This is a genomic window from Neopusillimonas maritima (genome assembly GCF_003576595.1).
In the GTDB taxonomy this organism is placed as follows: Bacteria; Pseudomonadota; Gammaproteobacteria; order Burkholderiales; family Burkholderiaceae_B; genus Neopusillimonas; species Neopusillimonas maritima.
Genome location: NZ_NQOU01000005.1, coordinates 170,637 through 183,788, shown reverse-complemented (window position 1 = coordinate 183,788; position 13,152 = coordinate 170,637). Strand labels below are relative to the sequence as shown.

The window sequence follows — 13,152 nt, the reverse complement described above, 5'->3', positions numbered from 1 at the left end:
TACCCACCCCTGTCGGCGCTACGGTGGCGCCCACCCAATCGGTGGTGGCCACGGCGGTCACAATGAATAAGCCGGTTGTTTTCAACATAGATACGACCCGGATAACGATAGAATGTATAAATGTGCAAGCATAACGGATTAACAGGAGACAGCATGGCGTTCGGTATTGATACTTATGCATTGACCATGGCGCAGTACAACCAGTGGATGAACGACAACTTATATGATGCCTGTTCAGCGTTAAGCGATCAGCAACGTAAAGCCGATGCCGGTCTGTTCTTCAAATCGATTCACGGAACCCTGAACCATTTATTGTTGTGCGATCAAATGTGGTTTGCTCGTTTTGTGGGTCGACCTTATGCGGGTAAAAGCTTAAGCACTGAATTATTCGCTGATTTCAATGCGCTTCATCAGGCACGGCGCGAAACAGATAGGGAGATTGAGCAGTGGGCGCTGGGGTTGCAGGGGAACCCGTTGCCGGAGCGGTTGCATTACGTGAGCTTGCTCGATCAGCAGCCCAAAGACATGGACTTTGCCCGAACCGTGATGCATTTTTTCAATCATCAAACGCATCACCGCGGCCAGATTACGGCGGCTTTATTGCGCTCGGGCATTGACTTCGGCGTAACCGATTTGTTGTTTATGCCGGTTTCTCACGCGGCTGGCGATATCGGTTATAGCCCCACAAATACTGAGTAGGCATCATACGAATGACATTCTCCATTTCAGTATTAATGATAGTGGCTGCTTCGGTTGGGTCATCGGGCAGGGGCGACGTCATTTCCTTCACATGCATTTTGTAGCCTTGACCCACAGGGTTTCGCTCCGCGCCCAGAATGAAAATGGTGGCGCCTGTCAGTTTCTGTAGTCGTTGCACAAGCGTCATCGTGTAGGCGGGTTTACCGAAAAATGGCGCCCAAACACCTTCACCTGAAACAGGGACCTGGTCGGGCAAAATACCCACTGTGTGCCCCCGCAGCAAGGTTTTCACAACTGTTCGTACCCCCGATTTGTTTGCGGGTGCCATGGTTAACTGTTTGCGGGTACGCATTTTGATAATCCAGTCTTGCAACCATACCTTGCGGGGCGGGCGAAACAAGACCGTGGAAGGGTAGTGGCTGGAATAGACCGGCCCCAATAATTCAAAACACCCGCAGTGCGGTGATAACAAAATTACCCCATTGCCACGCGCGAGCGCCTGCTCAAATAATGGCCAATCATTGCAGTGAACCTGCTTGTTCAGCGCCCGATCGTCTCGTCGTACCCACCAATAGGGCATTTCCAGGAAAAGCTGACCCACTGCCAGCAACGATTGTTTAAGCGCGGCAGGCGGTAGATTGGGGAATGCATGTGCAAGATTCGTTTTAGCCCGACGCTTGTAGCGACCAGGCACAATAAATAGAATCCATCCGCATATTTTGCCAAGACGTTGCACGAGAGCTAACGGCAGGGCGGCTACGCCAGCAAAGAGTAGCGAGGCCAAATAGGGTCGAACTTTGTACTTCATAATATTGTGCTACGCACTTTCTGCGACCCTTGTTGATAGTTGGACTCCTCACGGTAACAGAAGAAGTTGTGTTTGACCTACATAAGTTCGTCTTATTTCAAACTTAGCGTCTTTGATGTCGATTGGATGGGTTTTCGATTAGGGTGGGCCGAGTTGATACGCGTTTGCCGAGCCGCCCTCATCCTCCCAGCGCTCTAATGATTCGTGAGCAGGTTGGCTGGGCTTGAGTTTGGGGCCGGGATTGAACAAAATAGTGAGCAGCAGGGCGCTGTTTTGCAACGCTTTCAAGCTGTGAGGCTCGCTATGCTCAAGATAAACCCAGTCATGCGCGTTCAGCGTTACGTTGGACGAGGGCAGCGAAAGCTCGATACTGCCTTCCAGGCAATGAAGCATGACGTTACCGGGGACCGCGTGCCGGGGAATGCTGGAATGGGCCGGCATAATAAGCCGCAATGTTTCAAACCCCGCCTTTTTTGTAATAGCCACCGAACGAGCTTCAGGCAGGTATTTGCCCAGCGGCGCCAAACTGACAATTTCTCCGGGTTGTGCGTGGTGTAGTGCCATTTTGCTTCCCCTTGCATATTTACATGTATCTTAAGACCGGGAAACAGGTTTTGACAATGACGCTGGTAACCACCGCCAGAAAATACCGGCTGAAATCAAGGCCAAGCCGCCGATGGCCACCATACCGCCTGCCAGCGACGCCATGGCGGTGATGGCTGATAACAAAAGCGGCCCGCCGCTGTTGCCAATATCGGCCATAAAACGCCACATGCCCAGAAACTGGGTGCGACCTTGTTTTGGCGATGCGTCGGCGCCAACCGTCATGACCAGGCCTGATGAAATGCCGTTCCCGAAACCGAGCACCATGGTGACCGTCACAAACGTCCATAGGCTTGCGGTAAGCGGCATCATCGCCAGGCACACCGCCATAATGATCATGGAGGGAATGGCCACGGCCGCTCGCCCTTTATGATCCATCAGCTTCCCCGCAGGGTAGAAAAGCAACATGTCGATGGCACCCATCAGGCCGTAAACCAATGAGGTCGTGGCGGCATCGATACCAATGTTCGCCGCCCACAAGGGGATGATGACTTGACGGCTTGAACGAACGGCGGCAACCAGCAAACAACCTACGCCTAATGTCAGGTATGTTTTGAAATGCGTACGGGCGATGTGTCGCAAGCCCTGTGTTGAGGGCCCGCTATCGGCTTGTTCGTGGGCTGCATGTTGCGGTAAATCAGGAATGGCGAATGCCAGCGCCGCCATAAAGACAAAAGTGACAATGGCAACAACGTAAGCACCCTGTAGATCCATAAAATGCATTAACCCGGCCCCGGCGAAAGGGCCAATAAACATGCCGATACGCGTTACTCCACCCAGAGTGGATAAGGCTCGTGCCCGCATGGCAATGGGCACCGCTTCCGTTAAATAGGTTTGGCGCGCCAACAAGAAGACGGCGCGGGTCATGCCGACCAATAAGATTCCCAGACCCAAAGTGAAGGGATTCGGCGCTAATAAGCAAATAATTAAGGCGATGATGGCGACAATTGCGGCACCCACCATGGCCCGACGTTCACCGAAGCGGGCGGTTAGAATGGCGGCGGGGATATTATTCAGTAGCGAACCGATGCCAATCAGTGCAACAATAATGCCCGAAAGTGCAACTGAAGCGCCCAGATCGCGGGCGCTGAGTGCAATAACGGGGTAGATGGCACCCTCGCCAATACCAAACAATAACGAAGGGCCGAAGGCGGCAACCGAAATTTTCTTTAAGCTGAATGAGGTGTCGTCGGATGGCACTGCTTGTCTGCCTGGCATTTGGGTGTGTAAAGCCTGAAATTGTACCGCCGGGACCCTGACAGCAGACTTAAGTGAAAACAGGTGAATTATGCCGGTGCTATATGCGGTTGCCGCGTTGCTTGTGATGCAGTTGGCCGGGGAATGGATTGTACGTGTTGTGGGCTTGCCCGTGCCGGGGGCGCTGGTTGGCTTGCTTTTACTTTTTTTGGCCTTGTTGGTGTTGGGGCGCTTGCCAACCGGCCTGCGTCAAACTGCCGATCACGTGTTGCCGCATTTAATGTTTCTTTTTATTCCTGCGGTAGCCGGCGTTACGTTGCATTTTGAACGGTTGGAACAGGAGTGGCTGCCCTTTGTGTTGGCGTGCACCGTTGGAACGGCCATTACCGTGGCGGTAACGGCGGCTACGTTTTGTTGGGTGCTTAAGCGCACTCAAAAGGATTAACCATGCAAAATTGGTTTCTTGCTCCGTGGCCTGAACTGATTGCGTCGCCGGTGGTGTGGATTACGGTTACGCTGGTGGTTTATCTGGCGGCCTTTCGTATTTATGATCATTTCAACAACCATCCATTGTTGTTACCCGTACTAACGGCCGTTATTGTGGTGGTGGGTATTCTTATGGCAACGGGGACACCGTATGCAGAATATGAACAGGCCACCCGATTTCTGTATTTTCTGATCGGCCCGGCAACGGTCGCCCTGGCGGTGCCTTTATACACACAATTGCCCCGTTTGCGACAAATGTGGAAGCCGATTAGCGTGGCATTGCTGGTGGGATGTTTCACTGCGATTCTTTCCGCTTTGGGCATTGCCTGGGTGTTTGGTGCAACCACCGATACATTATTGTCGTTAGCGCCGAAATCGGCCACCATGCCGATTGCCATGGAGGTTGCCGACTTAACCGGTGGAATAGCATCGTTAACCACCGTGGCATGCGCTATTACCGGTATTTCCGGCGCAATTCTCACAGGCGGTTTGTTGCGTTTCATGAAAATTACAGACCCGGTGGTACATGGCTTTGCCATGGGCTTAAGTGCGCATGCAATCGGTACCGGGCGGGCTTTTCAGGTCGATGAAACCACCGGTGCGTTTTCCGCATTGGGGCTCAGCCTGAACGGGGTGGCGACGGCAGTGATAGTGCCGTTTGTGCTTGCTGCATTAGGTTTGTTCACGTTCTAATTAATCAGATCTTTTGGTGTAGAAATAGGGGAAAAATTCGCCATGCCATCTTTTGACGTTGTTTCCGAAGTCGATAAACATGAATTGTCGAACGCGGTTGATCAGGCCAATCGAGAATTGGTTACTCGTTTTGATTTTAAAGGGTCGAACGCCACGTTTGAGCTGGAGGAATATGTTGTAACCATGGCCGCGCCAAGTTCATTTCAGCTTAAACAGATGCTCGACATCCTGCGTGGTCGTATGTCGGCTCGCAGCATTGATGTGCGTTGCCTGGAGTTGGGCGACGTTGCGGAAAACGTGGCGGGTGCGCGGCAAAAGATTACCGTGCGTCAGGGTATTGAACAGGCTACTGCCAAGAAGTTGATCGCGGCCATTAAAGGCAGCAAAATAAAGGTGGAAAGCCAAATTAACGGCGACAAACTTCGCATCAGCAGCAAAAAACGCGACGACCTTCAAGCCGTAATGGCCTTGCTGCGCAAGCAAGATATCGACTTACCGCTGCAGTTCAACAACTTTCGTGATTAAAGTTCAATTGCGCAACCGATAACCGGTTTTGAATATCCAGGCCACGATGCCCAGGCAAACAAGCAGCATAACAAATGTCATGCCCAGGCTTACGCTGGGTGATACATCGGCTGAACCATAGAAACTCCAGCGAAAACCGCTGACCAAATAAACGACCGGGTTAAATAGCGACACAGTGTGCCAAAAAGGGGGCAGCATATGAATGGAGTAAAAGCTGCCCCCCAGGAAGGCGAGCGGTGTCACAATAAGTAACGGCACGATTTGCAGGCTTTCAAAACTATCGGCCCATACCCCGATAATAAAACCGAACAGGCTGAAGGTCAGTGCGGTTAGCACCAAAAATACAATCATCCACACGGGGTGTTGGATGTTCATTGGCACGAAAAATGTGGCCGTTATCATAATAATGGTGGCCAATACCAACGACTTGGTGGCAGCGGCGCCCACATAGCCCAGCAAAATTTCAGCGTACGACACCGGCGCCGACAATAACTCGTATATGGTGCCGGTGAAGCGCGGGAAGTAGATGGCAAACGAGGCGTTGGAAATACTTTGGGTTAGCACCGTTAACATGACGAGACCGGGCACAATAAACGCGCCATAGCTAATCCCATCCATTTCTGTAATACGATTGCCAATGGCGGCGCCAAATACGACGAAATACAACACCGTTGAGATAATAGGCGCCAACACACTCTGCGATAAGTTACGCCGGATGCGGTTCATTTCAAAAAGGTAAATTGCCCGTATCGCCAACCAGTTCATTGCGGCTCCTGTACCAAATCAACGAAGATATCCTCAAGCGAACTTTGCCGTGTGTGAAGGTCGGTATAAACCACCTTTGCCTGGTGAACCTGGTGAAGCAGGTCGGCTATATGTTGGTCGTTTTCCTGGGTGCGGTAGGCATACATTAAACGTCGGCCGTCAGAGGACAGTTTTAAACCGGTATTGGCCAATGTGGCCGGCAATTCCTGTATAGGTTGGGACAATTGCAAGGTAAGTTCTTTTTTGCCCAACGAACGCATTAGTCGCGCTTTTTCTTCCACCAGAATCAGTTCGCCCTGGCGAATGACCCCGATCCGGTCGGCCATTTCTTCGGCCTCTTCAATGTAATGGGTGGTGAGAATAATTGTGACGCCCGTATCACGTAGTTTACGTACGATATCCCACATGCCTTTGCGCAGCGTGACATCAACACCGGCAGTGGGCTCGTCAAGAAACAGGATAGGGGGTTCGTGCGAGAGCGCTTTGGCAATGAGCACACGGCGCTTCATGCCACCGGACAAGGTCAGTAACCGACTGTCACGCCTTTCCCATAGCGACAAATCTTTCAGTATTTTTTCAATATGCGCCGGGTTGGCTCTTTTGCCAAATAGTCCCCGGCTATAAATGACCGTATTCCAGACTTTTTCAAATGCCTCGGCGGTAAGCTCCTGGGGCACCAGGCCGATTTGGCTGCGCGCAGCACGAAATTCTTTCTTGATATCGTGGCCACCCACGACAATTTCGCCTTCGTCCAAATTCACCAGGCCGCAAATCATGCTGATTAAAGTGGTTTTGCCGGCGCCGTTCGGACCCAATAACGCAAAAATTTCACCGCGCTGGATATCCAGGTTGATATTGTTCAGGGCCCGGTGACCGGACGCATAGGTTTTCGAAACATTGCGTATCGATATAACGGAACTCATGGCATCATAAAGTCTTGTTCAGCGAGCTTAACTCTACCATGATCAACATGTTTTCAACGGCGCTTCTTACGCCTCAGGAAATGGGGCAGGCCGATAAGGCAGCGATCGCAAGCGGGGTGCCTGGTGCTGCATTAATGGATAATGCGGGTCGCGCGGTGGCACGGGAAATTGTCCGTCGTTGGTCGCGACGCCCGGTTTTGGTGGCATGCGGGCCGGGTAATAACGGCGGAGACGGCTATGTTGCCGCGCGTTACCTGGCCGATTGGGGGTGGCCGGTTACCGTAGCGTCGCTGGAAGGTCGCATGCCCTCTGAGCAAACCGATGCGGCCCATCATGCGGGCTTATGGCGCCGGCCCGTTGTTCGATTGTCGGCTGCATTGTTGGACACCGTTCGCGAAGGATTGGTGATTGACGCTTTGTTTGGGGCCGGCCTGGCCCGGCCCCCAAGCGGCGATGCCGCAGCATTTATCCAGGCGCTGAATGACTCGGATATTCCTGTTTGCGCAGTCGATCTGCCCAGTGGGGTAAATGGCGAAGACGGCGCCGTTTTGGGTGCTGCACTTCAGGCGCAGTTAACGATTACCTTTTTTCGCAAAAAGCCGGGCCATGTCCTGTTTCCTGGGCGCGCTTTGTGCGGCCCGACAGTTGTGGCGCAAATCGGCATCCCTGATACCGTGTTGCCCGGTTTGGCAGGCCATACAGCTGAAAATAGTCCGGACGTTTGGTCTGCGACGTTTCCCTGGCCGCAATTAACAGGCCATAAGTACAGTCGGGGACACGCGCTGGTGGTAGGTGGCAATCGCATGACCGGCGCAGCACGTTTAGCGGCGCGAGCTGCAGCACGAGCGGGTGCTGGGTTGGTTACCCTGGCTGCGCCCGAGCCGGCATGGCCGGTTTACGCCACTGCGCTGGAAAGTATTATGGTGGAAGGCTTTTGTGATGAGTACTCCTTTGAGTCGCTATTGGCGGATACCCGAAAAAACGTGTTCGTCGTTGGGCCGGGTTTGGGGGTCAGTGAAACCACGCAGAATCAAACTTTGCAAATTTTGGCGAAACAGCGTGCCTGTGTGCTGGATGCCGACGCAATCAGCAGTTTCAGTGGGCAGCCGGAACGGTTGTTCGCCGCCGTATCAGAAAAGAGTGTGCTTACACCCCACGAGGGGGAGTTTGCCCGGGTCTTCAATGTAAGCGGCAGCAAGCTTGAGCGTGCGCGTATGGCGGCTCGTACGTCGGGTGCCGTGGTGTTGTTGAAAGGCGCCGATACCGTGATAGCGCATCCAGATGGCCGGGCGATTGTGAATACAAATGCGCCGCCTGACCTGGCCACAGGTGGCGCGGGCGATGTCTTGGCCGGCATGATTGCCGGCCTCATGGCCCAGGGAATGCCGCCGTTTAATGCCGCGTGTGCTGCATGTTGGTTACACGGCGAGGCTGCTCGCCAACATGGCCCCGGTCTTGTTGCCGATGATTTAATCCATTTAATTCCTGCAGCGCTAAAAGTACTGCGGCGGGTGCCTGTGAATTAACGACTTAATGAGAAAACAAGATAGGGACGGTCATGGAATCGAGCAGCGTTCTCGAGGTGCCGCCTAATACCCACTCGCGTGTGCGACTACGGTTGTAAGCACCCATTACCACCATATCGCAACCTTGGTCAGTTGCGTCGTTCAAGATCAGTGTGCCGATGCTGGTGTGATCACTGATCTGCCTGATGAATTTGGGTTGCGGATAGCCTCGAGTCGCGCAATAAGCATTGAAGTCGTCATCGTGCAGATCTTGTTTTTTGGCCAATTCGCGGTTCTCGTCAATGGTAAGAACGACCAAGTCTTTGGCTTGTTGCAGAATCGGGCCGGCATCGGCCAACGCGCGGGCTGCGCGCCGTCCCCGGTCCCAGCAAAACAGAATACGTTTACCAACGGGGTTGATTTCACCAATAAAGGGCACCATCAGTATGGGTCGCCCGGCAGTGGTAATAACTGTTTCGGCCGGGCTGGAGCGCATAGATGCGGTCTGTTTTTCACTTTGGCTCATAACCAGTAAATCGCAATAGCGTGCATGAATCGCCAGTACTTCTTCAGCGAAGCCTTGCGGCTCACGCCAAGTGGCCTTGACTCCTGCTTCTTGAGTACGCTTTTTGAAGAGCTCATGCATCTCCGTGCGTTCCTCAGCCAATTGGCTGCTAACCATTTTAGACACCTCAGGCGGCATTAAATTATTGCCACGCAAATATTCTGTCGGTTCAGGCCGAGGGTACACCCCCACAACCTCGGCTTCATGTTTTTTGGCCAGACGCAGGGTAGTGTCCAGTCGGCGTATGTGATTTCCATCTTTGGTAAGATCAATAGCAATGCGTCCCAGCATAATTTTCCCCTAATAACGTATGGTGTCTCTTTCATTCTAGTAAGATCACCAAGCCGACTATTTGATTTAACGCAAGATATTCTTAAAGAGCCGATATGTCCGATGTCATTGCCCTCGTGTTCGATTTCGACGACACCCTTGCCCCGGACAGTACCACCGGGTTTTTAAACGATATCGGTGTCGATGCCGGGCAATTCTGGTCTGAAAAAGTGGGGCCGTTGCTAAATGAGCACGATTGGGATCCGATTCCCGCGTATTTGCATGAAATGATTGCGCTTTCGCGCTCGCGTGAGTACGGCTTAATTACCCGGGAGCGGTTGCAGGAGTGGGGCGCCCGATTGCCTTTGCATCAAGGGGTGGAAACCCTGTTCGAGCGTTTGCGTCGGCATGTCCGCAAAGATCATCCGCAAGTACAACTGGAGTTTTATCTGATTTCCAGTGGTATAGGCGATGTCGTGCGTCATACCTCCATTGCGAAAGAATTTACCGATATTTGGGCATCGGAATTCAAATATGGCGCCGATGGCGGAATCGACTTTCCCCGCCGGGTGGTTAGTTTTACCGATAAAACACGTTATTTGTTTCATATTCAGAAAGGTATTATCGGCGCCTCGTCGCGTAATAAACCTTTCGAAGTTAATCGCAAGGTAGAGTCCGACAAACTGCGCGTGCCTTTTCAACAAATGATTTTTATCGGCGACGGCTACACCGATGTGCCGTGTTTCTCACTTGTACGCCAGGCCGGTGGCGTCGCGTTCGGGGTGTGGGACCGCGCCCACCGCGAGAAGCGCAGCCGGGCCTGGGGGTTTATTCAGGAAGGGCGGGTCTCGAACCTGAATCAGGCGCGTTACGACGAAGACGCCGAGCTGTATCAATGGCTGGAAGAGGCGGTTGAAAGCCTGGCCGGTCGAATTGCGCTGCAGTCGCGTATGTATGTCGGCTAAGGCAATATCAGCATGACTGAATCTGCTCCCCTTGGAACAGCTTTAGCGGCGCGCGACGCGGCTGCGATGGCACTGGCGCTCGATCAGGCCAAACGGGCGATTGAACTGGGCGAAATTCCCGTTGGGGCGGTGGTGCTCGATGAACAAGGTCGTGTGTTGGGAGCAGGGCATAACCGCACCATTATTAACCACGACCCCACTGCCCACGCTGAAATCGTCGCCTTGCGCGAGGCCGCAACGGAACAGGAAAACTACCGTTTGCCGGGGCTACGTGTATATGTAACGCTTGAACCGTGTGTGATGTGCATGGGCGCTTTAATGCATGCCAGGGTGGCCGAGGTGATTTTTGGTGCATCCGACCCCAAAACGGGGGCATGCGGCAGCGTGCTGGATATTTCTACTTTTAAGCAGTTGAATCATCATACCCAGGTGCGGGGAGGTGTCATGGCTGACGCGTGTGGTGCGTTATTATCCGATTTCTTTCGCGACAGGCGGGCCCAGGCTCGTGCGCAGCGTGAACAACTGAAGAGGTAAGCAGTATGGGTCACCATCAGGAAGCCGCGCCCAAGGGCATATACTTGTTTTCCCCGTCCGGGGTGGTGCCGGATGCTGAGGCGCTGGACCGTGCTCGGGCACATTTGAAGTCAATGGGGTTCCGCACGACAGTCGATCGCGCCGCCTTGGCTGTGCATGAGCGTTTCGCCGGCACCGACACGCAGCGATTGGCCGCCATTAACCGCGCTACAAAACAAAAACAGCCGGTCGTCATGGCAACTCGGGGAGGTTATGGTTTAAGTCGAATCCTTCCGGCAATCGATTGGCGTGCCGTGGCCGATAGCGGTAAAACTTTTGTGGGTTTAAGTGATTTCACCTTGTTTAATCTGGCGCTTTTGGCAAAAACCGGTGCGACCAGCTTTTCCGGCCCCATGGCATTTCATGATTTTGGCGGAAAAAAGATAAACGACTTAACTGCCGCCCTGTTCACTGAGGCGTTAAGCCGTGAACTGGAAATTTTGAGTTTCGAAGCGCCTGATGCCGACCCGGTGGACGCGCGCGGCGTTTTATGGGGTGGCAATTTAGCCATGGTGGCCTCGTTGGTGGGCACACCATTCATGCCCAAGGTTAAAGGCGGTATTTTATTTCTTGAAGACGTGGCCGAACACCCCTATCGTATCGAGCGTATGTTGGCGCAATTGTGGCAGGCGGGGATTCTGGCGCGTCAAAAGGCCATTGTGCTGGGGCAATTTACCGATTACAAACTGGGCCCATTGGATAACGGTTTCGACTTGCCTTCGGTAGTGGCCTGGTTACGAAACACCGTCAAAGTACCGGTTGTTACCGGATTGCCCTACGGCCACGTGGCAGTAAAAGCAACGCTGCCGGTGGGGCGTAAAGTGGGCATTGCCACTGAAGACGGCATGGCCTATTTGGTGTTGGAAGAACATTAAAACGGAACTTGTTAAACTAACGGGTTAACGTCATTCACCCTTTTGTGCGCTGCTTTGAAAAGTGGCGCCTATTTTTTTATAGAGCCGGTATTTTCTGTGATTACCACCGCTAACTTAACAATTCAGTTTGGCCCCAAGCCTTTATTTGAAAACGTCAACGCCAAGTTTGGTGAAGGCAACCGTTACGGCTTGATTGGTGCCAATGGTTCAGGCAAGTCGACACTGATGAAGATTCTGGGCGGCGACCTGGAACCGTCATCGGGCAATGTGTCGTTGGAGCCGGGCACCCGGCTTGGGAAATTGCGCCAGGATCAATTCGCCTTTGAAGACAGTCGTGTGCTCGACGTGGTGTTGATGGGCCACGTTGAAATGTGGCGCGTCATGAGCGAGCGCGATGCCATTTACGCCAACCCCGACGCCACTGAAGATGATTACATGCGCGCGGCTGAGCTGGAAGCCAAATTCGCCGAATATGACGGCTATACCGCAGAGGCCCGCGCCGGAGAACTATTGCTGGGACTGGAAATTCCAGTTGAGCAACATAACCTGCCTATGCGCGAAATCGCGCCTGGCTGGAAATTGCGTGTTTTGTTGGCCCAAGCGTTGTTTTCCAACCCCGACGTGTTGTTGCTCGACGAGCCCACCAATAACCTGGATATCAACACGATTCGCTGGCTGGAAAATGTGCTGAATGGTTATCAAAGCACTATGATCATCATTAGCCACGACCGCCATTTTCTAAATGCGGTGTGTTCTCACATGGCCGACCTTGATTACGGCGAGTTGCGAGTGTATCCGGGCAATTACGATGATTACATGCTGGCTTCGGCTCAGGCGCGTGAGCGGACCGTAACGGCGAACGCTAAAGCCAAGGAACGCGTAGCGGAATTGCAGGACTTTGTACGCCGCTTTGCCGCCAATAAATCCAAGTCACGGCAGGCTACTTCCCGTCTGAAGCAAATCGACCGAATCAAGGCCGATACTATCGAAGTCAAGCCTTCTTCGCGTCAAAACCCGTATATTCGTTTCGAACAAAAGAAGGTGATGCATCGTTTGGCCGTAACCGCCGAGCGGGTTAGCAAAACATACGACCATCCAGTCATTAAGTCCTTTTCCGCCATGGTGGAGGCGGGTGAAAAAATCGCCATTATTGGGGCGAACGGGGTGGGTAAGACAACGCTGCTGCGTATGCTCGCCGATGACCTGGCGCCTGATCAGGGCAGTATCAAATGGTCGGAAAACGCCGACTGCGGCTATATGGCCCAAGACGTATCAGACCAGTTTCAGACTGACAAAAAAGTGTTCGACTGGATGACAGATTACCGCGAGCCCGGCGATGACGACCAAGCCATTCGTTCTGTGCTGGGGCGTTTGCTGTTTTCGGCCGACGACATCGTAAAGCCGGTGAAAGTGTTGTCGGGGGGTGAAAAGAATCGCATGACATTCGGCCGCCTGATGTTGGGGCGCCATAATGTATTGCTGCTCGACGAGCCCACTAATCACCTGGATATGGAGTCGATCGAGTCGCTTCAGTATGCCTTGGAATTGTATAAAGGTACGCTCATTTTCGTTTCGCACGACCGTCAGTTTGTGTCGGGCCTGGCCACGCGTATCTGGGAAATTCAAGCGGATGGCGAGGTGGTGGATTACGCGGGCAATTACGATGACTTTCTGAGCGTGCGGGGTATCGAGGAGTAACA

Annotated in this window: 15 protein-coding genes; 9 read left to right on the top strand and 6 right to left on the bottom strand. The window is 53.1% G+C overall.

Annotation, left to right across the window (positions count from 1 at the left end):
• Nucleotides 1-153 precede the first annotated feature (153 nt).
• Nucleotides 154-699 carry a DinB family protein gene (locus tag CJO09_RS13010; RefSeq protein ID WP_119442717.1) on the top strand — a complete coding sequence of 182 codons (546 nt, stop codon included), beginning with the start codon at nt 154-156 and terminating at the stop codon, nt 697-699.
• Here CJO09_RS13010 and CJO09_RS13005 read toward each other — a convergent pair.
• The 3 genes from CJO09_RS13005 to CJO09_RS12995 all read right to left on the bottom strand — a co-directional run bounded on the left by CJO09_RS13005 (nt 641) and on the right by CJO09_RS12995 (nt 3,328).
• Nucleotides 641-1,507: a lysophospholipid acyltransferase family protein gene (locus tag CJO09_RS13005; protein ID WP_119442716.1), complete on the bottom strand. Its 867-nt coding sequence runs from the start codon at nt 1,505-1,507 to the stop codon at nt 641-643. The two genes, CJO09_RS13010 and CJO09_RS13005, sit on opposite strands and share 59 nt — an antisense overlap.
• A gap of 138 nt (nt 1,508-1,645) precedes the next feature.
• Complete coding sequence (locus CJO09_RS13000) at nt 1,646-2,071, bottom strand: cupin domain-containing protein (protein WP_179950540.1); 426 nt, start codon at nt 2,069-2,071, stop codon at nt 1,646-1,648.
• Between the two features lie 30 nt (nt 2,072-2,101).
• Nucleotides 2,102-3,328: an MFS transporter gene (locus CJO09_RS12995; RefSeq protein ID WP_245961334.1), complete on the bottom strand. Its 1,227-nt coding sequence runs from the start codon at nt 3,326-3,328 to the stop codon at nt 2,102-2,104.
• Between the two features lie 70 nt (nt 3,329-3,398).
• Between CJO09_RS12995 and CJO09_RS12990 the strand changes: the two genes are divergently transcribed.
• Genes CJO09_RS12990 through CJO09_RS12980 form a run of 3 tightly spaced genes read left to right on the top strand, consistent with a single transcriptional unit; the run spans nt 3,399 to nt 5,011 of the window.
• On the top strand, nt 3,399-3,752 hold the full coding sequence (locus tag CJO09_RS12990; protein ID WP_391523636.1) for a CidA/LrgA family protein: 354 nt from the start codon (nt 3,399-3,401) through the stop codon (nt 3,750-3,752).
• A gap of 2 nt (nt 3,753-3,754) precedes the next feature.
• Complete coding sequence (locus CJO09_RS12985; protein WP_119442714.1) at nt 3,755-4,486, top strand: LrgB family protein; 732 nt, start codon at nt 3,755-3,757, stop codon at nt 4,484-4,486.
• A gap of 42 nt (nt 4,487-4,528) precedes the next feature.
• Complete coding sequence (locus CJO09_RS12980; RefSeq protein WP_119442713.1) at nt 4,529-5,011, top strand: YajQ family cyclic di-GMP-binding protein; 483 nt, start codon at nt 4,529-4,531, stop codon at nt 5,009-5,011.
• Between the two features lie 3 nt (nt 5,012-5,014).
• Here CJO09_RS12980 and CJO09_RS12975 read toward each other — a convergent pair whose 3' ends face one another.
• Nucleotides 5,015-5,776 carry an ABC transporter permease gene (locus tag CJO09_RS12975; protein ID WP_119442712.1) on the bottom strand — a complete coding sequence of 254 codons (762 nt, stop codon included), beginning with the start codon at nt 5,774-5,776 and terminating at the stop codon, nt 5,015-5,017.
• Complete coding sequence (locus CJO09_RS12970; protein ID WP_119442711.1) at nt 5,773-6,699, bottom strand: ABC transporter ATP-binding protein; 927 nt, start codon at nt 6,697-6,699, stop codon at nt 5,773-5,775. Before CJO09_RS12970 ends, CJO09_RS12975 begins: the two co-directional genes overlap by 4 nt.
• A gap of 38 nt (nt 6,700-6,737) precedes the next feature.
• Here CJO09_RS12970 and CJO09_RS12965 point away from each other — a divergent pair, with 38 nt between their 5' ends.
• Nucleotides 6,738-8,225: an NAD(P)H-hydrate dehydratase gene (locus CJO09_RS12965; RefSeq protein ID WP_119442710.1), complete on the top strand. Its 1,488-nt coding sequence runs from the start codon at nt 6,738-6,740 to the stop codon at nt 8,223-8,225.
• A gap of 4 nt (nt 8,226-8,229) precedes the next feature.
• Here CJO09_RS12965 and CJO09_RS12960 read toward each other — a convergent pair whose 3' ends face one another.
• Nucleotides 8,230-9,060, bottom strand: a complete 831-nt coding sequence (locus CJO09_RS12960; RefSeq protein ID WP_119442709.1) for a universal stress protein — start codon at nt 9,058-9,060, stop codon at nt 8,230-8,232.
• 95 nt (nt 9,061-9,155) lie between these two features.
• Here CJO09_RS12960 and CJO09_RS12955 point away from each other — a divergent pair, with 95 nt between their 5' ends.
• The 4 genes from CJO09_RS12955 to CJO09_RS12940 all read left to right on the top strand — a co-directional run bounded on the left by CJO09_RS12955 (nt 9,156) and on the right by CJO09_RS12940 (nt 13,150).
• Nucleotides 9,156-10,004 (top strand): HAD family hydrolase, encoded by an 849-nt coding sequence (locus CJO09_RS12955; RefSeq protein WP_119442708.1) that lies wholly within the window; start codon nt 9,156-9,158, stop codon nt 10,002-10,004.
• A gap of 12 nt (nt 10,005-10,016) precedes the next feature.
• A complete protein-coding gene (gene tadA / locus CJO09_RS12950) occupies nt 10,017-10,538 on the top strand; it encodes a tRNA adenosine(34) deaminase TadA (protein WP_245961333.1) in 522 nt (173 codons plus the stop codon).
• Between the two features lie 5 nt (nt 10,539-10,543).
• Nucleotides 10,544-11,452: an LD-carboxypeptidase gene (locus CJO09_RS12945; protein WP_119442707.1), complete on the top strand. Its 909-nt coding sequence runs from the start codon at nt 10,544-10,546 to the stop codon at nt 11,450-11,452.
• A 96-nt stretch (nt 11,453-11,548) separates the two neighbouring features.
• Complete coding sequence (locus CJO09_RS12940; RefSeq protein ID WP_119442706.1) at nt 11,549-13,150, top strand: ABC-F family ATPase; 1,602 nt, start codon at nt 11,549-11,551, stop codon at nt 13,148-13,150.
• Nucleotides 13,151-13,152 lie beyond the last annotated feature (2 nt).